Raw genomic sequence first — 19,452 nt, forward strand, 5'->3', positions numbered from 1 at the left:
CGCGACATGCCGACGGTCGAGCCCTGGCATCGGCATGGCGCGCGATCTCGACCTCCGCTGCGGGCCGGCACCGAGGTGAGCCGGCACCACGGGTCGCAGCCACGACGAGGGCTGCCCCTCACGCGAGGTCAGCGGCGGAAGACCGCGTCGACCTCGGGGATGCGGGCGCGGTACCCGGCGAGCAGCTCGCGGGCCACGGTCACCGAGTCGACGAGGGGGTGGAGCGCGAACGCCTCGACGGCCAGCCGCTCCGATCCGGTCAGCGACGCCTCGATGACGAGCCGCTCGACCGCCTTGACCTGCTGGACGAGCCCGAGCGGGTGCCCGACGAGCGGGGACACCGGCAGGGGACGCGGCCCGGCGGCATCGACCGTGCACGGCACCTCGACGACCGCGTCCTCGGGGAGTCCTGCCACGGTCGAGCCGTTGCGCACGTCGAGGATGAGCGACGCCGGCTCGCCGCGCGAGATCGCCGCCATGATGGCGAGCGCGACGCCCTCGTACCCGCCGCCCTGGACGTCGTCCTCACCGCGCTGCTCGTCCTCGCCGCGCGCCTCGCGCATGTAGGTGGCGTTGCGCTCCAGCCGGACCCGGTCCCACTCGGCGTGGGCGCTGCGCGCGCCGGCGAGCCGCGCGTAGAAGTCGCGCTGCTGGTCCAGGAGGTACTCGCCGCGGGTCTGCGGCGCCCCGGTGATCGAGCGCACCGCGTCACGGGTGAAGTAGTAGTAGTAGAGGTACTCGTTGGGGATCATCCCCAGCGTGCGCACCCACTCCGTCCCGAACAGCGACCCCTCCTCCAGCGAGCCCAGCAACCCGTCGTCGGCCAGCAGCTCCGGCAGCACGTCGCGGCCCCCGGACGTGACGCCCCGCAGCCAGCCGAGGTGGTTCAGGCCGACGTAGTCGACCGTCGTCCCGCGTGGGTCGAGCCCGAGGGCGGCAGCAGCCCTGCGCCCCAACCCGATCGGACTGTCGCAGATGCCGACGACGCGGTTCCCCAGGACGGCCTGCATCGCCTCGGTGATCATCCCCGCCGGGTTGGTGAAGTTGATGACCCAGGCCTCCGGGGCGAGGGCGGCCACGCGCTCCGCCACCCGGAGGGCCACCGGCACGGTCCGCAACCCGTACGACAGCCCGCCCGGGCCCGTCGTCTCCTGCCCCAGTAGCCCGAGGTCGAGGGCGACCCGCTCGTCGGCCGTGCGCCCCTCGAGCCCGCCGACCCGGATCGCGCTGAAGACGAAGTCCGACCCCTCGACCGCCTCGTCGAGCGACGTCGTGACGTGGACGCGCGGCGGGTCGGGGTGGCGCGCCGACATCTCCGACAGGACGCGGCCGATGGAGGCGAGCCGCCCCTCGTCGACGTCGTGCAGCCACACCTCGTCGACCCGGCGCTCGTGGGTGTCGGTCAGGAGGGCACCGAAGACGAGCGGCGTCCGGAACCCGCCGCCACCGAGCATCGCGAGCCTCATGCGAGGAGCACCCCGCACGACGTCGGCCCGGCTGTCGGCATGGCCGCACCCTACCGACGCGCCGTCGTGAGCCCAGGGGCCCGGACGGCCGCCCGTGCGCCCGAAGCCGTGCGTCGACCCCCCGCGGGGGTGCATCCTGACGACCAGACCCCGAGCGTGAAGGAGCCGTCCCCCCGTGCCCAGCCAGGTGTTCGACCCGCTCGCCTCCGTGCGGCGCGAGGGCGACCCCGACGTCGACGTCTTCGTCTGGGGCACCGTCTTCCTCGACATCATCATGACCGGGCTCGACCGGCTCCCGGACGGCGGGCAGGAGGTGTGGGCCGACGGCATGGGCTCGTGCCCAGGCGGCATCGCGAACCTCGCGGTCGCCGCCCGCCGCCTCGGCCTGAAGACCTCACTCGCCGCCGCGTTCGGCGACGACGCCTACGGCGACTTCTGCTGGGACACCCTCGCCGACGAGGAGCAGGTCGACCTCAGCCGCTCCCGCCGGTTCGACGGCTGGCACTCGCCGGTGACCGTGTCGATGGCGGTGGCGCGCGACCGCGGCATGGTCAGCCACGGCCACCCCCCGCCCGTCGAGGCGACCGAGCTCATCGGCGACCCGCCCCGCTCACGGGCCGTCATGGCCGAGCTCGTCCCCGACCGGCCGCTCATCGGCAGCGACGGCCCCACCTGGGTCGAGAAGGCCAAGGAGCAGGGCGCCCTCGTCTTCGCCGACGTCGGCTGGGACCCCAAGGAGGCCTGGCCGCGCGGCGTCCTCGACCAGCTCGCCGTCTGCCACGCCTTCCTCCCCAACGCCGTCGAGGCGATGGCCTACACGCGCACCTCCACCCCGAGCGACGCCCTCTTCGCGCTCGCCGACCTCGTGCCCCTGGCCGTCGTCACGAACGGCGAGGAGGGCTCGATGGCCATCGACTCCACGACGGGCGAGGAGGCCGTCGTCCCGGCCCTGCGCGTCGACGCCATCGACCCCACGGGTGCCGGCGACGTGTTCGGCGCCGCCATCGTCCTCGGGACCATCGCGGGCTGGCCCCTGCAGCAACGCCTCTCGTTCGCCGCGCTGTCCTCGGCGCTGGCCGTCCAGCACTTCGGCGGCTCGCTCGCCGCCCCCGGCTGGGGCGACATCTCCGACTGGTGGCTGCACCAGAAGGCCGCGCCCGTCGACGACTCGTACCACCGGTCGCTGCGCCGCCGGTACGCCTTCCTCGAGGACCTCGTCCCCCACGTCCCCGTCGGCCAGGGCCGGCGTGCCACCGCCACGATCGCCCGTCACGTCGACGTCGAGGGCTTCGACACCACCCACCACGGAGCAGCCCGCGCCTGAGCGGAAGGGCCGGTGGTCGGCGGTCGGCGGTCGGCGGTCAGCGGTCGCCGAGGGCGTCGAGGATGCGCCGCTCCCGATCCGGCGTCCAGTTCGGCGGGTCCGTGACGGCCACCCAGGCCCTGAGGTTGGCCGCGTACGAGTACATGTGGCCGTAGCCGTCGGGCACCTCGCCGGCGCCCGGCATGTCGAGGAGGACCTGCCACATCGTCACGACGGGGAACCACCCCATCCGCTCGGACACGTCGGGCCCGCGGTCGGAGTCGCGCAGCCACGGGGGCCGCTCGAAGGCGAGGTCGGTCGACCAGTAGGTGACCGGGTCGGAGGCGTGCTGGAGGTAGACGACCCGGGTCGGCCCCCACGGCCCGGGTGTCTGGTCGAGCGAGCCCGACTCGTCCATGAAGCGCACCGTGCGCCCACCCTCGTAGACGGGCAACGTCGCCGTGGAGCCGTCGTCGCGGCCGCTGACGAGGCGGGCGTGGAGATCGTTGACGAACGGCGGACCCACCATGAGCGCGCCGTCGACCGAGGCGTTGAGGATGTTGACCGACGACAGCACGCCCTCGACGCCCTTGGACCCGAGCGAGAGCCCGTAGAGGTAGAGCGCCGGCCGGTCGGACTCGGGCAGCGTCGCCCAGTAGTCGCGGACCGTCTCGAAGACGATCCGCGAGCTGTCGACGACCGCCTCCTGGTCGGCGAGCAGCGAGATCCAGCTCGGTAGGTAGGAGTACTGGACCCCGGCGATCGCCGTGTCCCCGTTCCACGCGTACTCGATGGTGTTCGTCGCGTGCCGGTCGAGGAAGCCCATGCCGGTCGTCGTCGCGACGACGAGGACCTTGCGGTCGAACGCCCGGGTGCGCTTCAGCTCGGCGAGGACGAGGTCGGCCCTCCCCTGCGAGGTGCGCGCGCTCTGCAGGCCCGCGTACACCCGGATCGGCTGCTGGGCGCCGGGCCCGTTGACCGTCTCCAGCTGCGCGACCGACGGCCCTCCGCGGACGAAGACCCGCCCGTAGCGGCCGAGGTCCTCCCACCGGGTCAGCGACTCGGCGGTCCCGGACCGCTCGGGCACCGACGGTCTGGCGGTGCTGTACGTGCCGATGGTGTCCTGTGGGGCGAACACGGCATTGGCCCCCGCGAAGAAGCCGCGGACGATGACGCCGGTCCACAGCCCCCAGAAGAGGAGCGCGATGAGGCCGATGCCGAGCACGAGGGAGAGCCGGTGCGGCAGCCGGCGGGCGAGGGACCGCACGGTGCGCTGGGCGAGCAGGCGGACGCTGCGTCCGAGCACGAGCAGCACCCCGGCGAGGAGCACGGTGACGACGATGACGACCGGCCAGATCGTCGGTGAGGTCGGCTCCATCCCGAAGGTGCGGCGGATGTCGTTCTGCCAGCCCACGAGCCGCCACGCGTTGAGCACCGCGCCGAGGAGACCGAGGCCGACGAGGATCGTCGTGACGATGCTGCGCACCCGCCCCCGGAGCCCGGGGATCCCCAGGTAGTCCCAGAGGGCGTGGGCCGCGGCACCGAACCCGTAGCCGACCGCGACCGTCACCCCCGAGACGATCCCCTGGAGCCACCCCGCGCGCGGCAGCAGCGAGGGGACGAGGGAGGCGGCGAACGCCCACGTGGCGCAGGTGAGGCCGACCCCGCTGAGGGTGCGGTCGAAGACCCGCTCCGGCCGCCCGAGCACCGGCAGCCACGTGCTCGCGCGCACGCGGGCCGTGGCCTGCTCGACGAGGGCGACGGTCACGGCAGGTCCTCACACGGCTGGTCGGGGGAAGGGCCCGGGACGGGCATCGGCGACCTCCGGGCGGGCACCGGGACGCGGCACCGCTCCCACTGTAGGACCGCCTCGCGCGTCGTCCGAGGGGTTTCCCGCGTGGCGGCCGGCCCCTAGGGTGGCCGACGTGACCGGGGAGGACGACGCCTCGCGCCCCGTGCGGACGGCGGCAGCGGCTCGGGTCGTGGCGATGGGGTCGGAGCTGAGGAGGCTCCACGACCGGATCCGCGACGTCCTCGACGACGCCCTCGACGCGGCCCGGGAGGGCTCGTCCGACGACGGTGCGGACGTCGCCCGGCTGCGCGCCGCCGCGGCCACGATCACCGACGACCTCGTCACGCGGTGCCGGGCGTTCTGCGCGCTCCTCACCGGCCACCACGAGGCCGAGGACGCCCGCCTCTTCCCGTGGCTGCTGCGCGAGCGCCCCGACCTCGCCCTCGTCGTCGAGCGCCTCGAGCAGGACCACGCGATGATCGGCACCCTCCTCGCCGGTCTCGCCGACGCGCTCGAGCGCGGTGCAGCCGGGGGCGTCCTCGTGGGGCACCTCGAAGGGCTCGACGCCATCCTGGAGAGCCACGTGCGCTACGAGGAGCGCGAGCTCGTGGCCGTCCTCGACGCCCTCGGTCCCGCGACGCCCGGACCGGCCCTCGACGACCGGTTCTGGCGGGCCGGGATGAGAGGCTGAGCGCAGGAGGTGGTCCCATGCCCGAGGGCGGCAGCGTGGTCGTGACCCGCAACGAGGACGAGAACCGGTGGGAGGCACGGCTCGACGGCGAGCTCGCGGGCTTCGCGGCCTACCACCTCACCGACGCGCTCATCGTGTTCACGCACACCGAGGTCGACCCCGCGTTCGAGGGCAGGGGGATCGGCGGCGCCCTCGCACGCCACGCGCTCGACGAGGTGCGGGCCGAGGGGACCCGCAAGGTCATGCCGCTGTGCCCCTTCATCAAGGCGTGGATCGGGCGGCACCCCGACTACATCCCGCTCGTCTACGGCGCGGTCCCGCAGCGCTCGGGTGACTGAGGCGCACCCGTCCGGGAGACTCGTGCCGCGGAGGTGACGAGTTCGGCCCGCCTCGATCGTCACCATGGTGAGCGCCTCCACTCCGGCGGCGCCGACACCGACGGCACCAAAGAGCACGTCATGCGTTTCAGCCTCGTCCTCGCCCACCCCGAGCCCGCTCCCGGAGACATCCCGGAGGAGGCCGTCACCCAGATGCAGGACGCGTTCGGCACCTACGGCCGGGCGCTCGAGGAGTCCGGCGTGCTCGTCGCCGCCGAGGTCCTCGTCCCGACCGCGTCCGCCACGACGATCACCCTGCGCAACGGGGCGCTCGAGGTCCAGGACGGCCCCTTCGCCGAGACCAAGGACGCCCTCGCCGGGATCTTCGTCATCGACGTCCCCGACCTCGACGCCGCGCTCGGGTGGGCCGAGAAGTGCCCCGGCGCCTCGTACGGGCTCGTGGAGGTCCGGGCCGCGGCGACGTCGTTCGTCGACGGCGCCTGGACCGACGGCTGCCGGCTCACCTGACGGCGGCGGGACCCCGTCGTGGACCACCGGGACGCCGCGCTGGAGCGGGCCGAGACCGCGGCCCGCACCGGCTACGGCCGCCTGCTCGCGCTCCTCGCGGCCGGGACCCACGACATCGCCGGTGCCGAGGACGCCCTCGCCGACGCGTTCGAGCGGGCGCTGCGCCGCTGGCCGGTCGACGGGGTCCCCACCCGGCCCGAGGCGTGGCTGCTCACCGTGGCCCGCCACCGGCAGCGCGACCGGTGGCGGTCGGCGGAGGTCTCGCGCACGAGCGGACTCGACCCCGAGCGGGACGCGCCGGCCCACCTCGACGACCTCGACGTCGACGCCGTCCCGGACCGACGCCTCGAGCTGATGCTCGTCTGCGCGCACCCGGCGGTCGCGCCCCCGGCCCGCACCCCTCTCATGCTCAACACCGTCCTCGGGTACACCGCCGAGCAGGTGGCCCGGATCCACGCCGTGCCGACGGCGACGATGGCGACCCGGCTGACCCGCGCGAAGAACCGCGTGCGCGACAACCGGATCCCCTTCCGGATCCCCGACCGCTCGGTCCTGCCCGAGCGGATGGACGCCACCCTCGCGGCGGTCTACGGGGCGTACGTCATCGACTGGTCGACGGGCCCGGGTGAGCGCGACCTCCCGCCCGAGTCCCTGCACCTCGCGGAGGTGCTCGCCGAGCTCGTGCCCGACGACCCGGAGGCCCGCGGGCTCGCGGCCCTGGTGGGGCTGTCGGCGGCCCGCCGGTCGGCGCGCACGGCGGACGACGGCTCGTTCGTGCCGCTCTCCGACCAGGACCCGACGCGGTGGGACGCCGACCGGATCGCCCGGGCCCACGAGCACCTGAGGGCGGCGCACCCGCACGGCGTCCTCGGGCGCTACCAGCTGGAGGCAGCGGTCCAGGCCGTCCACTGCGCCCGGGCCACGACCGGCCGCACCGACTGGAGCACCCTGCTCGACCTCCACCGCTCGCTGCACGCCGTCGCCCCCAGCCTCGGCAGTGCGACCGCGCTGGCCGCCGTGACCGCCGAGGTCGACGGCGCCGTGGCCGGGCTCGCCCTCCTCGACGCGCTCGGCGTGCTCGGGGGGACCGGAGCGCCCGGTGGGACCGGCGCGACCGGGCGGACCGGCGCGACCGCGCGGACCGGCGCGACCGGGCGGACCGGAGCGTCCGGCGACGGCGGGCGGGCCGCGCGGTTCCAGCCGGCGTGGGCGACCCGGGCCGAGCTCCTCTCCCGAGCCGGCCGGCGCGAGGAGGCGGTCACCGCCTACCAGCGCGCCGTCGACCTCACCCACACCGCGGCCGAGCGCCGCTTCCTCGAGGCCCGGCGCGACGCCCTCCGAGCCTGAATTGCTGTGCCTGGCGCGGGCCGTCGACCGGCACACAGGTCTCGACAGTCACCACCCGGCCCGGCGCACGAGCGACGTCGAGGCCGACCGATCGACATACGGTGGCGCGATGACGGCCTCCCCGCTCCTCGCCCTCGGCGACCGCGACTTCATCTCGCTCACGACCTTCCGCCGCTCCGGCGAGGCGGTCCCGACCCCGGTCTGGGTCGTCCCCGACGGCGACCGGCTGGCCGTCTTCACCCCGGCCGGCACGGGGAAGCTCAAGCGGGTGCGGCACACGCCACGGGTCACCGTGGCCGAGTGCAGCCGCCGCGGGTCGGTGCCCGACGACGCCGTCCCCGTCGAGGCACGGGCCTCCGCCACCGACGACCCGGCCGAGGTCGACCGGGTCACCCGGATGCTCGCCCGCAAGTACGGCCTGCAGTTCACGGTGTTCATGCTCGTCGAGAAGGTCGTCGCCCGGGGCGAGCGGGCCCGCGAGGTCATCCACCTCCACCCCGCCGAGGCGCCGGACGGGTCCGTCACCGGTTGAGATCGCGCGACATGCCGAGCGGGCGACCTCGACGCCGGCATGTCGCGCGACCTCGAGGGGGTGGCACGGTGGGGTCATGAGCAGCGACGGCACCCGGGTCCTCGTCATCTCCGACACTCACCTGCCCCTGCGCGCGAAGGACCTGCCCGCCGAGGTGTGGGCGGAGGTCGACCGCGCCGACCTCGTCGTCCACGCCGGCGACTGGGTCGACGTCCCCCTCCTCGACCGGCTCGAGGCCCGCAGCCGCCGCCTCCTCGCGTGCTGGGGCAACAACGACGGCCCCGTCCTGCGGTCGAGGCTGCCCGAGGTGGCCCGCGCGACCGTCGAGGGCGTGCGCGTGGCGGTCGTCCACGAGACCGGCGCGAAGCAGCGGCGGGACGAGCGGATGCGCGCCGCCCACCCCGACGTCGACCTCCTCGTCTTCGGGCACAGCCACATCCCGTGGGACAGCGCCCACGAGGGCCTGCGGCTGCTCAACCCGGGCTCGCCCACCGACCGGCGCCGCGAGCCGCACTGCACGTACGTCACGCTGCGCCTCGTCGACGGGGCGGTCGAGGACGTCGTCCTCCATCGCCTCCCACCCCGGACCTGACGCCGGTCCCACCGGGCCGGACACGACGAAGCCGGTCGCCGCGCAGCGGAGGGCTGCTCGGCGACCGGCTCCTGGGTGTCTGCCCGGTCTCCCGGCCGATCAGGCCGGAGCGTCGGCGAAGCGCAGGTACGGCTTCACCTCGTCGACGTTCTTGAAGCGCTCGCGCGCGTCCTCGGTCGAGACGGTGGGGGCGACGATGACGCGCTCGCCCGGGGTCCACTCGGCCGGGGTGGAGATCGGCGCGCCGTCGGTGGCCTGGAGGGCGTCGAGGGCGCGAAGGATCTCGGAGAAGTTGCGGCCCACCGACTTCGGGTACGTGAGGGTGAGGCGCACCTTGTTCGACGGGTCGATGAGGAAGACCGAGCGCACCGTCGAGGTGTCGCCGGCATTGGGGTGGATCATGTCGTAGGCCTGCGAGACCGCGCGGTCCTGGTCGCCGATGATCGGGAACTCCACGGCGGCGCCGCCGACCTCCGCGATGTCGGGCAGCCAGCGGGCGTGGTCCTCGACCGAGTCGACGGACACGGCGATGGGCTTGGCGTTGCGGGCCGCGAACTCACCCGAGAGCGCCGCAGTCCGGCCGAGCTCGGTGGTGCAGACCGGGGTGAAGTCGGCGGGGTGGGAGAACAGCACGGCCCACGCGCCGTCCTTCCAGTCGTGGAAGCTGATGGGGCCGGCGGTCGTGTCGGCGGAGAAGTCGGGCGCGGTGTCGCCGAGACGGATGCTCACAGGATCACTCCTCGTTGGGATAACGGTTAGTTAACGTTATCGGAGGTCCCGATCAGGCGTCTCGGACTGCCCGCATCGTGGACCGCCTCCCGACGACCACCCTCGGCAGGGGGCGGCGCGTCGGCCCGACCCGGCCCGCAGGGGTCCGAATGTCACCGAACCTCCGCGAATGTCGCCCGATATCGGGGGCCACGGCGGAGGTTCGGTGACATTCGGGGTCCGGAGCGCCCAACCCGCGGGTGGGTCCGGGGCGTTCACCAGTCATGAGGACGATGCTCGCCGCCGTGCTCGCCCTCGCCCTGCTCGCGGGGTGCGCGACGACCTCGGAGGGCGGTGGCTCCGGTGCGGCATCGTCCCCACCAGCCGCGTCGCCCACCGCGGGCCCCGACCCGGTGCAGGTGTGCGTGCGCCAGGTGGCGTACTGGGTGGGCGAGACCCTGCGCGCCGCCCTGGACCAGGGCTTCGACTACCAGCACATGGGACTGTCCGGAGCGACCTACGAGGTCGTGCGCTCACTCGTCGCCGAGTCGCGGGAGCGCGGCGGCCTCGATGCGGCCACCCCAGTGCTCGTCGCGACACGGGCCGAGGAGGAGTGCCGTGCCCTCCACGGGCCGGCCCCGAGCGGCAGCGCCGACCGCGGGGCCGGCGGCTGGCCCTAGCCCTCCCCCGACCGGACTCATTGCCCTGAGCCCACGCGCCGGCCCCCGGTTCGCGTGGGCTCAGGGCAATAAGTCCGAGGGAGAGCGGCGCTACCAGTCGGCGCCGGAGCAGTGGGCGGCGTCGCGCGACTCCACCTGGATCGTCGCGTGGGCGATGCCGAACCGCTCGCGCAGCAGCTCGGTCGACGACGCGAGGACGTCGGCCGACGCCTCGGGGACCGCGACGAGGTGAACCGTCGCGACGTTCATCCCGGACGTCAGGGTCCACACGTGGAGGTCGTGGACGTCGACGACGCCCTGGACACCGGTGAGCGCCGTGACGAGATCGGTCGGCACGACCCCCACGGGCGCGTGCTGGCCGAGGACGGCCACCACCTCGCGCCCGAGCACCACCGCCCGCACGGCCACGAACACCGCGATGGCGAGCGCGACCGCGGTGTCCCACAGGGCGTTTCCCGTCGCACCGACGAGCAGGCCGGCCACGATGACGCCGACCGACCCCACCGTGTCGGCGACGACCTCGAGGTAGGCGCCCTTGACGTTGAGGCTCTCGCTCGCCCCGCCGCGCAGCAGCACCAGCGCCACGAGGTTGACGGCCAGCCCGATGCCGCCGACGAGCAGCATCGTCCCCGACGCGACCTGCGGGCTCGAACCGATCCGCCCGACCGCCTCGACGACGATGTACACCGCCACGGCGAGCATGAGGAGGACGGCGAGCCCCGAGGCGAAGACCTCGGCGCGGTAGGAGCCGAAGGTGCGCCTCCCCGTCGGGTCGGGACGGGTGGCGATCCGGGTCGCGACGAGGGCCGCCCCCAACGTGGCGACGTCCGCCGCCATGTGGCCCGCGTCGGAGAGCAGCGCCAGCGACCCGGACACCAGCCCGGCCACGAGCTCGACGACGAAGAACAGCCCGACGAGGACGAACGCGACGGCCAGCCGCCAGCGGTGCCGCCCCCCGGCATGCGCCTCGACGTGTCCGTGCCCGTGACCCATGACGACCTCTCGTGGACCTGCCCTGGCCCCCAGCGTAGGTCAGCCCCGCTCGCCCTCCCGTCACCCGGCGGGCCGACGCGGCACCGTGGCGGACCGGCGCGACGGTCAGCCGTCGGAGCGCCAGTACGAGACCGGGGCGATGCCGACGCCCTCGGCGACGAGCCGCTCGTCCTCCGGGTCCTCGGGCTCGGTGGGGTCGACCTCGGCGAGGGTGAGCGAGGACATGGAGAAGACGCAGAAGCCGGCGTCGTACTCGAACCCGATGTCGACCTCGCGGCCCGTGTACCCGGCCCCGCGCAGGTCGTCGAGGACGTCGTCGAGGAGCCGTGAGGTGAGCCGGATGCCGTCGAGCTCGGCCTCCTCGCCCCGCCCTGCGCCGTTGGCGACCTCGACGTACTCCACGACGTCGTCGGCGTCGTAGTGCACCGAGAAGGGCGGCTGCGCCTCGTGGTACCAGGCGACGCTCCCGTCCTTCACCGGCTCGCCCACCTCGGCGACGACGTCGGCGCGGGACGCGCCGACGCGCACGTCGGGCAGCCCTTCTCCCGGGATGATCTCCATCCGACCATCCTGCCCGGGCTCGGGCGAGGATGGACCCATGAGCACCGGGGAGCAGGTCCGTCGGGTCCACCAGCTGCGGGTCGTCGTCGAGGCGGCCGACTACGACGAGGCCGTGCGCTTCTACCGCGACGTCCTCGGGATGCCCGAGGCGATGGCCTTCGCTGAAGGCGGCGACGACCGGGTCGTCATCCTCGAGGCCGGGCGCGCGACCCTGGAGATCGCGAACCCCACGCACAAGCGGGTCATCGACGGCATCGAGGCCGAGGGACGACCCAGCCCGCGCATCCGCCTCGCCTTCGAGGTCGACGACGCGCAGGCGAGCACCGATGCCGCGACGCAGGCTGGGGCCGACCTCGTCGCCGCTCCCGTCCTCACGCCGTGGCTGTCGCTGAACTCCCGCCTCGACGCCCCGGCCGACCTCCAGATCACCCTCTTCCAGGAGACGACGGGGGCCGAGGAGCGCTCGTGGACTTCGGGGTTCGGCACCGACGACACCCGCTGACCAGGATCTGCCGGCACCGGTCAGGAACCGAGAAGCGGCCACCGGGCACGTCCCCCTAGCCTCGGGAGGGCGTCATCGGGCGCCGCTAGTCTGGGCTGGCGGCGACGGGGACGCGGGCCGCGATGCGCTTCACGACAGGGAGACACGATGGGCAAGTCCACGACCACCTCCACGACCACGGGCAGGGCCGCCGACGCCACCGCCACCGCCACCGCCACCGCCACCGCCACCAAGGGCACCTCCACCTCCACCACCGCCCCCGCGGCCGCCGACCGCCACGACCTCATCCGGGTGGTCGGCGCGCGCGAGAACAACCTCAAGGACATCAGCGTCGAGCTGCCCAAGCGCCGGCTCACGGTGTTCACCGGGGTGTCGGGGTCGGGCAAGAGCTCGCTCGTCTTCGCCACCATCGCCGCCGAGTCGCAGCGGATGATCAACGAGACCTACAGCGCCTTCGTCCAGGGCTTCATGCCCAACCTCGCGCGCCCCGACGTCGACCACCTCGAGGGCCTGACGACGGCGATCATCGTCGACCAGGAGCGGATGGGCGCCAACCCGCGCTCCACCGTCGGCACCGCAACCGACGCCAACGCCATGCTCCGCATCCTCTACAGCCGGCTGGGCCGGCCCCACGTCGGCCCGCCCACGGCGTACTCGTTCAACGTGCCCACCCGCAAGGCCAGCGGGGTGATGACGACCGAGAAGGGGGGTCGCACCGAGAAGCGGGTGGCCCAGCAGGAGGTGTACCTCGGCGGGATGTGTCCGCGCTGCGAGGGCATGGGGCACGTCAGCGACATCGACCGCACCGCGCTGTACGACGACTCGAAGTCGCTCAACGAGGGTGCGCTCACCGTGCCGGGCTACTCCATGGACGGCTGGTACGGCCGCCTGTTCGAGGGCATGGGCCTGCCGATGGACAAGCCGATCGCCTCGTTCACCGCCAAGCAGCTCGACACGATGCTCTTCGCGCCCCCGACGAAGATCAAGGTCGAGGGGATCAACCTCACCTTCGAGGGCATCATCCCCAAGATCCAGAAGTCGATGCTGGCCAAGGACCCCGAGGCGATGCAGCCGCACGTGCGCCGCTTCGTCGAGGCCGCCGTCACCTTCCAGGCCTGCCCCGAGTGCGACGGTACCCGCCTCACCGCGGAGGCGCGGTCGTCGAAGATCAAGGGCAGGAGCATCGCCGACCTCTGCACGATGCAGATCAGCGACCTCGCCGACTGGGTCCGCGAGCTGGAGGAGCCCTCGGTCGCGCCCCTCCTCACGGGCCTGCAGCACCTCCTCGACTCCTTCACCGAGATCGGCCTCGGGTACCTGTCCCTCGACCGCCCGGCCGGCACCCTCTCCGGCGGCGAGGCGCAGCGCACGAAGATGATCCGCCACCTCGGCTCCTCGCTCACCGACGTCACCTACGTCTTCGACGAGCCCACGATCGGCCTGCACCCCCACGACATCGAGCGGATGAACCAGCTGCTCCTCCAGCTGCGCGACAAGGGGAACACCGTCCTCGTCGTCGAGCACAAGCCCGAGACGATCTCCATCGCCGACCACGTCGTCGACCTCGGCCCCGGGGCCGGTTCCGGTGGGGGCGAGGTGTGCTTCGAGGGGTCGGTCGAGGGCCTGCGGTCCAGCGACACCACCACCGGTCGACACCTCGACGACCGGGCCGCCGTCAAGGACGAGGTCCGAGCCCCCACCGGCACGATGGAGGTGCGCAAGGCCTCCACCCACAACCTGCGCAACGTCGACGTCGACCTGCCGCTCGGTGTGCTCGTCGTCGTCACGGGGGTCGCCGGGTCGGGCAAGAGCTCGCTGATCCACGGCTCGGTCGCCAAGCGCGAGGGGGTCGTCGTCATCGACCAGGGCGCCATCAAGGGCTCGCGGCGCAGCAACCCCGCCACGTACACCGGTCTCCTGGAGCCGATCCGGAAGACCTTCGCCAAGGTCAACGGGGTCAAGCCGGCCCTGTTCAGCTCGAACTCCGAGGGCGCCTGCCCCACCTGCAACGGCGCCGGGGTCGTCTTCACCGACCTCGGCATCATGGCCACCGTCGAGTCCACGTGCGAGGAGTGCGAGGGCCGGCGGTTCCAGGCCGCGGTGCTCGGATACACGCTCGACGGCAGGAACATCGCCGACGTGCTCGCGATGTCGGTCGTCGAGGCCAAGGCGTTCTTCGGGGCCGAGGGCGAGGCCCGCACCCCCGCGGCCCACGCGGTCCTCGAGCGCCTCGACGACGTCGGCCTCGGCTACGTCAGCCTCGGCCAGCCGCTGACGACCCTGTCCGGCGGCGAGCGCCAGCGCCTCAAGCTCGCGACCCAGATGGCCGACAAGGGCGACGTCTACGTCCTCGACGAGCCGACCACCGGGCTCCACCTCGCCGACGTCGAGAACCTCCTCGGGCTGCTCGACCGGCTCGTCGACTCCGGGAAGTCGGTCATCGTCATCGAGCACCACCAGGCCGTGATGGCGCACGCCGACTGGATCATCGACCTCGGCCCCGGCGCGGGCCACGAGGGCGGGACGGTCGTCTTCGAGGGCACCCCCGGGGAGCTGGTCACGTCCCGCTCGACCCTCACCGGGGAGCACCTCGCGCTGTACGTCGAGGCCTAGGACCCACGGCGGAGGAGAGCGACCGCTCTCCTCCACTCCCAACGTATAGCGCACCGGGGGGCTTGCGGCAAGGCCCCCTGAGTGGCGCAGAATCACCGGCCGAGGTCGGGCCCACGGGGGGCACCCGGCCCGCAGCACCCGGATCGGAGCCCACGTGATTTCCTCGACCGCCAGCGCGTTCGACCTTCCCGACCACCTCGCCCACAAGGCCGTCCCCGCCCTCGTCGAGGCCGACGAGCGCCACTTCGCCGCGATCGCCCACCGCCTCGACGAGACCCTCGCTGAGATCACCCACCAGCTCGAGGACACCCGCCGCGCCCGGGCCGGCACCGGCCGGGCCGCCCTCGACCGCGACCTCGAGGTGCACCGGCTCACCGCGCGGTTGCGGGCCCTGAGCCGGTTCGGTCTCGACCTCTGCCTGGGGCAGGTCGTCGCGCAGGACGACCCCGAGCCGCTGTACGTCGGCCGCCTCGGCCTCACCGACGCCGACGGCCGCCGCCTCCTCGTCGACTGGCGGTCCCCCGCGGCCGAGCCCTTCTTCGGCGCCACCCACGCGAACCCCATGGGCCTGGTGAGCCGGCGCCGGTACCGCTGGACCCACGGCCGCGTCCGCGACTACTGGGACGAGGTCTTCACCACCGAGGGCCTGACGAGCCATGCCGGCGCCCTCGACGACCAGTCGGCCTTCATCGCCAGCCTCGGCACCAGCCGGACGAGCCGGATGCGCGACGTCCTCGGCACCATCGCGGCGGACCAGGACGCCATCATCCGGGCCGGGTCGCGTCGGCCCCTCGTCGTCGACGGCGGTCCCGGTACCGGCAAGACCGTCGTCGCGCTGCACCGCACCGCCTACCTCCTGTACTCCGACCCGCGGTTGGGGCACCGCAAGGGCGGGGTGCTGTTCGTCGGACCGCACCAGCCCTACCTCGCCTACGTCTCCGACGTTCTGCCGAGCCTCGGCGAGGAGGGCGTGCGGACCTGCACCGTCCGCGACCTCCTGCCCGAGGGGGCGACGGCGGTCGACGAGGCCGACGCCGAGGTCGGGCGGCTGAAGTCCGACGCCCGGATGGCCGAGGCGGTCGAGCCCGCCGTGGGGCTCTACGAGCAGCCACCCCACGAGACCCTCGAGGTGACGACCCCCTGGGGCGACGTCGCGCTGACGGCCCGCGACTGGGCCGAGGCGTTCGACGCCCGCGAGCCGGGCACCCCCCACAACGAGGCACGCGAGCAGGTGTGGGAGGCGGTCGTCGCCCTCCTCGTCGACCGGGTCGCCGACCGGTCCGGCGGTGACGGCTGGGACGACGACGAGGACGCGTGGGACGACGACGACGCCACGGGCGAGGACGAGTTCGACGCGTACGGCATCACGACCGCCGACCCGCACGCGGAGTACCGCCGCGCCCTCACGACCGATGCCGTTCTGCTCGAAGCCTTCTCGCGGGCGTGGCCGCTGCTCGAGGCGACTGACCTCGTCGGCGACCTGTGGACCGTGCCGGCGTACCTGCGGAGGTGCGCCCCGTGGCTCACCCGTGACGAGGTCGCCCGCCTGCGGCGCGACGACCCCACGGCCTGGACCGTCGCCGACCTGCCGCTCCTCGACGCCATGCGCCAGCGCCTCGGTGACCCCGAGGCGTCCCGGCGGCGGGCCCGGCGCGAGGCCTCCGCGGCGGCCGAGCGGGCCCGGATGGCCGACGTCGTCGCCGACCTCATCGCGAGCGACGACTCCGAGATGCGGGTCATGTCGATGCTCCGGGGCCAGGACCTGACGTCCGCCCTCGTCGACGACGCCGAGGTCCCCGTCGCCGACCCCGACCTGCTCGCCGGGCCGTTCGCCCACGTCGTCGTCGACGAGGCCCAGGAGCTGACCGACGCCGAGTGGCAGATGCTCCTGCGGCGCTGCCCGTCACGCAGCCTGACGATCGTCGGCGACCGGGCCCAGGCACGACACGGCTTCACCGAGTCGTGGGAGGAGCGGCTGGCCCGCGTCGGGCTCGACCGGGTCGACCTCGCGCCTCTCACGGTCAACTACCGCATGCCGGAGGAGGTCATGGCCGAGGCCGAGCCCGTCATCCGCGCCGCGATCCCCGACGCCAACGTGCCGACCTCGGTCCGGAGCACCGGGCTCCCCGTGCGGCACGGCGGCGTGGCCGAGCTCGGGACCGTCCTCCAGGAGTGGCTGACGGCCCACGCGGAGGGCGTGGCGTGCGTCATCGGTGGCCCGTCCTTCGACGGCACGGACCGAGTGCGCTCCCTGACCCCGGTGCTCGCCAAGGGGCTGGAGTTCGACCTCGTCGTCCTCGTCGACCCCGACGGGTTCGGCGACGGCATCGAGGGAGCGGTCGACCGCTACGTCGCGATGACGCGCGCGACCCAGCAGCTCGTCGTCCTCACGAGCGGGTGAACGCCGGACGACCGCCCCCTCCGCCGGTGCGGGGAGGTCGGCCGTCGGGTGGTCGGCCGGGGTGTCAGTCGCAGCAGACGTTGTAGCCGTTCGCCATCCAGAACGACGTGGGGTTGGGGTTGCTGAGGACGGGGTCACCGACGCTCTTGGCGGCGCTCGTCTGGCGGCCGCTGCGCATCTCGACGTGGGTGTGTGCCGCACCGGAGCTCGACACCCCGCGCCAGTCCTCGGTGGCGATCCGCGCGCCCTTGCCCACCGACTGGCCGACCCGGAGCGTGTTGACCGGGTCGGTGTGCAGGTAGACCAGGGTCTTGTTCTGGCTCGCGTTGAAGATCGCGATCTGCGACAGGCCGCTGCCGCCGCGGGCGCCCTGGGTCACCCGGGTGACCGTCCCACCGAGCATCGCGTACACCGGGGCGCCGATGCCGCGAGCCATGTCGGTGCCCTCGTGGCGCCCTGAGGTGTTGAGGTAGCCGTCGAAGTAGGCGGTGATCCGGCCGGTGTTCTTGTAGAGCCCGGTGACCATCCGGCTGTTCGACGCCTTGCCGACGACGTGGCCGGCGTTCTCGTTCTTCAGCGTCGACTTGAGGTTGACCTTCGAGCCGCTGCCGATCGCGTCGACCGAGCCGGCCCAGCCGCTCTTGTAGAAGACCGTGACGGCCGCGGACTCCCGGTTCCACACCGACGCGACGTTGTTCTTGATGCACTGGCCGCGGCCGGCGCCGGCCTTGACGAACCTCACGCAGCCGGCACCCGTGCCGTAGTCCTTGACGCCGCTGCCGAGGTCGACCATCGACCCCGTGTGGTTGCTGTTGTAGTACAGGCAGAACTCGCCGGTCTCGCAGACGCCGTTCTTCGAGGTCGCGGCCTGCGCGGTCGGCGCCGTGGCGACGACCGTCCCGAGGACCGCGACGCCGGCGGCGGCCAGCGACATCATCTTCTTCAGCTTCATCTCGTGCTCCTTCGTGGTCGGTGCCGGGGCAGGACTGCCACCGGCGCGGACGACCGACGCGGTTCGCTCCCCCTGGCACCCGGCCTGCGCCGGCGTGTCCCCCCAGTGGTCTCGGCCCCCCGGTCGTGCGGGTCGACGGCCGGCCACTCGCGTGACCGCCTCTCCCCGTGGCCATCCTGCTCAGGCGGCGGCCCGATGACGATGGGGAGCACTCCCCGGAGCCCCGGGCGGCGACGGCCCGGCTGCCGTCCTCAGGTGTGGTCGCGCAGGTACCGGCCGAAGTGCGGCACCGTGAAGGCGATGCGGCCCCGCTCCCCCGAGTAGATCAGCCCCTTCTTCAACAGGGCGTCGCGCGCCGGGGAGAGCGACTGCGGCTTGCGGTCGAGGTGGGCCGCGACGTCGGACGTCGGGACGGCCTCCGACTCGTCGCCCAGCTCGACCGCGACCTCGGCCATCGCCCTCAGGTACTCGCGCTCGCCCGGGGTGGCCCGCTCGTAGCGGGAGCCGAAGAAGCCCACCGCGAGCTCGGCGTCGGCCTCCGGCGCGGCGACCGCGACGTCCTCGGCGGTGATCGCTGATCCGGGAGCCCTGTCCCACACCGCTTTTCCGTAGGCCTGGATGAAGTAGGGGTAGCCACCGGTGGCTCCGTACATCGCCTCGAGCGCCTCGTCCGAGTAGCTCGCGCCCTCCTCCTCGGCAGGGACGACGAGGGCGGCATCGGCGGCCGACCGCTCGAGGCGGTCGATGCGCGAGTAGCGGAACAGCCTCTCCGAGTACGACTTCGAGGCCGACAGCACCGCCGGAAGGTGCGGCAGCCCCGCCCCGACGACGATCAGGGGCAGTCCCGACTGGGAGATCTCGTGGCACGCGGCGCACAGGGCCGAGACGTCGTCGGGACCCAGGTCCTGCATCTCGTCGATGAAGACCGCGACCCCGCGCCCGGTGTCGGACGCCATGCCGCCGAGGTCGGAGAGCAGCTCGACGAGGTCGATCTCGATGTCGCCGGAGTCGGCGCGGCCGAGGACGGCCGGCACCGTGATCCCCGGGTTCCACCGGTCGCGCAGCTTCGTGGCCGCGCGGCCCCGCCCCGGTCCGGAGTCGGACTCGCGCTGGGCGAAGGCCTTGACGACACCGAGGGCGTGGTCGCCGCTGCCGCCGGACGGACCGAGCTCACGGACCGCCTGGTGGAGGGCGGAGGCGAGGGGCCGGCGGAGCGACTGGTCGGGCCGGGCCTCGAGCTTGCCGGTCCCCCAGCCGGCGCGGACGGCCGAGGAGCGCAGCGCGTTGAGGAGCACGGTCTTGCCGACGCCACGCAGCCCGGTGAGGACGATGGAGCGCTCCGGCCGCCCGCGCGCCACCCGCTCGAGGACGACGTCGAAGGCGTCGAGCTGCTCGTCGCGTCCGGCCAGCTCGGGGGGTCGCTGCCCGGCACCGGGGGCGTAGGGGTTCCTGATCGGGTCCACGATCGGAGCGT

18 protein-coding genes are annotated in these 19,452 nt (G+C 73.6%); 11 read left to right on the forward strand and 7 right to left on the reverse strand.

Annotated elements, in window-relative coordinates:
* Positions 1–128 precede the first annotated feature (128 nt).
* Positions 129–1,466, reverse strand: a complete 1,338-nt coding sequence (locus tag ACFWN3_RS09870) for a 6-phospho-beta-glucosidase (protein ID WP_377639089.1) — start codon at positions 1,464–1,466, stop codon at positions 129–131.
* Between the two features lie 175 nt (positions 1,467–1,641).
* Here ACFWN3_RS09870 and ACFWN3_RS09875 point away from each other — a divergent pair, with 175 nt between their 5' ends.
* Entirely contained in the window at positions 1,642–2,790 is a 1,149-nt protein-coding gene (locus tag ACFWN3_RS09875; RefSeq protein ID WP_377639091.1) for a carbohydrate kinase family protein, read from the forward strand.
* A 37-nt stretch (positions 2,791–2,827) separates the two neighbouring features.
* Here ACFWN3_RS09875 and ACFWN3_RS09880 read toward each other — a convergent pair whose 3' ends face one another.
* The gene (locus tag ACFWN3_RS09880; protein WP_377639093.1) at positions 2,828–4,537 is read right to left on the reverse strand and encodes an alpha/beta hydrolase; all 1,710 of its coding nucleotides are present in this window, start codon (positions 4,535–4,537) and stop codon (positions 2,828–2,830) included.
* Between the two features lie 157 nt (positions 4,538–4,694).
* Here ACFWN3_RS09880 and ACFWN3_RS09885 point away from each other — a divergent pair, with 157 nt between their 5' ends.
* The 6 genes from ACFWN3_RS09885 to ACFWN3_RS09910 all read left to right on the forward strand — a co-directional run bounded on the left by ACFWN3_RS09885 (position 4,695) and on the right by ACFWN3_RS09910 (position 8,568).
* Positions 4,695–5,252 (forward strand): hemerythrin domain-containing protein, encoded by a 558-nt coding sequence (locus tag ACFWN3_RS09885; protein ID WP_377639095.1) that lies wholly within the window; start codon positions 4,695–4,697, stop codon positions 5,250–5,252.
* Between the two features lie 17 nt (positions 5,253–5,269).
* Complete coding sequence (locus ACFWN3_RS09890; protein WP_377639097.1) at positions 5,270–5,590, forward strand: GNAT family N-acetyltransferase; 321 nt, start codon at positions 5,270–5,272, stop codon at positions 5,588–5,590.
* A gap of 120 nt (positions 5,591–5,710) precedes the next feature.
* Positions 5,711–6,097 carry a YciI family protein gene (locus ACFWN3_RS09895; protein WP_377639099.1) on the forward strand — a complete coding sequence of 129 codons (387 nt, stop codon included), beginning with the start codon at positions 5,711–5,713 and terminating at the stop codon, positions 6,095–6,097.
* Positions 6,098–6,115: 18 nt separating this feature from the next.
* The gene (locus ACFWN3_RS09900) at positions 6,116–7,444 is read left to right on the forward strand and encodes an RNA polymerase sigma factor (protein WP_377639101.1); all 1,329 of its coding nucleotides are present in this window, start codon (positions 6,116–6,118) and stop codon (positions 7,442–7,444) included.
* 109 nt (positions 7,445–7,553) lie between these two features.
* Positions 7,554–7,976, forward strand: coding sequence for a PPOX class F420-dependent oxidoreductase (locus tag ACFWN3_RS09905; RefSeq protein WP_377639103.1), 423 nt, complete (start codon positions 7,554–7,556; stop codon positions 7,974–7,976).
* Positions 7,977–8,052: 76 nt separating this feature from the next.
* Positions 8,053–8,568, forward strand: a complete 516-nt coding sequence (locus ACFWN3_RS09910; RefSeq protein ID WP_377639105.1) for a metallophosphoesterase family protein — start codon at positions 8,053–8,055, stop codon at positions 8,566–8,568.
* A 99-nt stretch (positions 8,569–8,667) separates the two neighbouring features.
* On the opposite strand, the gene ACFWN3_RS09915 is transcribed toward ACFWN3_RS09910, so the two are convergent.
* Entirely contained in the window at positions 8,668–9,297 is a 630-nt protein-coding gene (locus ACFWN3_RS09915) for a peroxiredoxin (RefSeq protein ID WP_377639107.1), read from the reverse strand.
* A 263-nt stretch (positions 9,298–9,560) separates the two neighbouring features.
* On the opposite strand from ACFWN3_RS09915, the gene ACFWN3_RS09920 reads away from it, so the two are divergent.
* The gene (locus ACFWN3_RS09920) at positions 9,561–9,956 is read left to right on the forward strand and encodes a hypothetical protein (RefSeq protein ID WP_377639109.1); all 396 of its coding nucleotides are present in this window, start codon (positions 9,561–9,563) and stop codon (positions 9,954–9,956) included.
* A gap of 90 nt (positions 9,957–10,046) precedes the next feature.
* Here ACFWN3_RS09920 and ACFWN3_RS09925 read toward each other — a convergent pair whose 3' ends face one another.
* Positions 10,047–10,949, reverse strand: coding sequence for a cation diffusion facilitator family transporter (locus ACFWN3_RS09925; protein ID WP_377639111.1), 903 nt, complete (start codon positions 10,947–10,949; stop codon positions 10,047–10,049).
* Positions 10,950–11,054: 105 nt separating this feature from the next.
* On the reverse strand, positions 11,055–11,510 hold the full coding sequence (locus ACFWN3_RS09930) for a hypothetical protein (RefSeq protein WP_377639113.1): 456 nt from the start codon (positions 11,508–11,510) through the stop codon (positions 11,055–11,057).
* 37 nt (positions 11,511–11,547) lie between these two features.
* Between ACFWN3_RS09930 and ACFWN3_RS09935 the strand changes: the two genes are divergently transcribed.
* From ACFWN3_RS09935 to helR, 3 genes are all read left to right on the forward strand, one after another.
* A complete protein-coding gene (locus ACFWN3_RS09935; protein ID WP_377639115.1) occupies positions 11,548–12,012 on the forward strand; it encodes a VOC family protein in 465 nt (154 codons plus the stop codon).
* A gap of 147 nt (positions 12,013–12,159) precedes the next feature.
* Complete coding sequence (locus ACFWN3_RS09940) at positions 12,160–14,625, forward strand: ATP-binding cassette domain-containing protein (protein WP_377639117.1); 2,466 nt, start codon at positions 12,160–12,162, stop codon at positions 14,623–14,625.
* Between the two features lie 154 nt (positions 14,626–14,779).
* A complete protein-coding gene (helR, locus tag ACFWN3_RS09945) occupies positions 14,780–17,026 on the forward strand; it encodes an RNA polymerase recycling motor ATPase HelR (RefSeq protein WP_377639119.1) in 2,247 nt (748 codons plus the stop codon).
* A 64-nt stretch (positions 17,027–17,090) separates the two neighbouring features.
* On the opposite strand, the gene ACFWN3_RS09950 is transcribed toward helR, so the two are convergent.
* Both ACFWN3_RS09950 and ACFWN3_RS09955 read right to left on the reverse strand, forming a co-directional pair.
* On the reverse strand, positions 17,091–17,978 hold the full coding sequence (locus ACFWN3_RS09950; RefSeq protein ID WP_377639121.1) for a peptidase inhibitor family I36 protein: 888 nt from the start codon (positions 17,976–17,978) through the stop codon (positions 17,091–17,093).
* A 251-nt stretch (positions 17,979–18,229) separates the two neighbouring features.
* On the reverse strand, positions 18,230–19,441 hold the full coding sequence (locus ACFWN3_RS09955; RefSeq protein ID WP_377639123.1) for an ATP-binding protein: 1,212 nt from the start codon (positions 19,439–19,441) through the stop codon (positions 18,230–18,232).
* Between the last annotated feature and the right edge of the window lie 11 nt (positions 19,442–19,452).

The organism is Oryzobacter terrae, assembly GCF_042756445.1.
Classification (GTDB): domain Bacteria; phylum Actinomycetota; class Actinomycetes; order Actinomycetales; family Dermatophilaceae; genus Oryzobacter; species Oryzobacter terrae.

What these genes read in the sequence shown, in the direction of transcription:
- ACFWN3_RS09870 (WP_377639089.1), bottom strand. Translation starts at nt 1,466, where the DNA reads ATGAGGCTCGCGATGCTCGGTGGCGGCGGGTTCCGGACGCCGCTCGTC.
- ACFWN3_RS09890 (WP_377639097.1), top strand. Translation starts at nt 5,270, where the DNA reads ATGCCCGAGGGCGGCAGCGTGGTCGTGACCCGCAACGAGGACGAGAAC.
- ACFWN3_RS09895 (WP_377639099.1), top strand. Translation starts at nt 5,711, where the DNA reads ATGCGTTTCAGCCTCGTCCTCGCCCACCCCGAGCCCGCTCCCGGAGAC.
- ACFWN3_RS09905 (WP_377639103.1), top strand. Translation starts at nt 7,554, where the DNA reads ATGACGGCCTCCCCGCTCCTCGCCCTCGGCGACCGCGACTTCATCTCG.
- ACFWN3_RS09910 (WP_377639105.1), top strand. Translation starts at nt 8,053, where the DNA reads ATGAGCAGCGACGGCACCCGGGTCCTCGTCATCTCCGACACTCACCTG.
- ACFWN3_RS09920 (WP_377639109.1), top strand. Translation starts at nt 9,561, where the DNA reads ATGAGGACGATGCTCGCCGCCGTGCTCGCCCTCGCCCTGCTCGCGGGG.
- ACFWN3_RS09925 (WP_377639111.1), bottom strand. Translation starts at nt 10,949, where the DNA reads ATGGGTCACGGGCACGGACACGTCGAGGCGCATGCCGGGGGGCGGCAC.
- ACFWN3_RS09930 (WP_377639113.1), bottom strand. Translation starts at nt 11,510, where the DNA reads ATGGAGATCATCCCGGGAGAAGGGCTGCCCGACGTGCGCGTCGGCGCG.
- ACFWN3_RS09935 (WP_377639115.1), top strand. Translation starts at nt 11,548, where the DNA reads ATGAGCACCGGGGAGCAGGTCCGTCGGGTCCACCAGCTGCGGGTCGTC.
- ACFWN3_RS09940 (WP_377639117.1), top strand. Translation starts at nt 12,160, where the DNA reads ATGGGCAAGTCCACGACCACCTCCACGACCACGGGCAGGGCCGCCGAC.
- ACFWN3_RS09950 (WP_377639121.1), bottom strand. Translation starts at nt 17,978, where the DNA reads ATGAAGCTGAAGAAGATGATGTCGCTGGCCGCCGCCGGCGTCGCGGTC.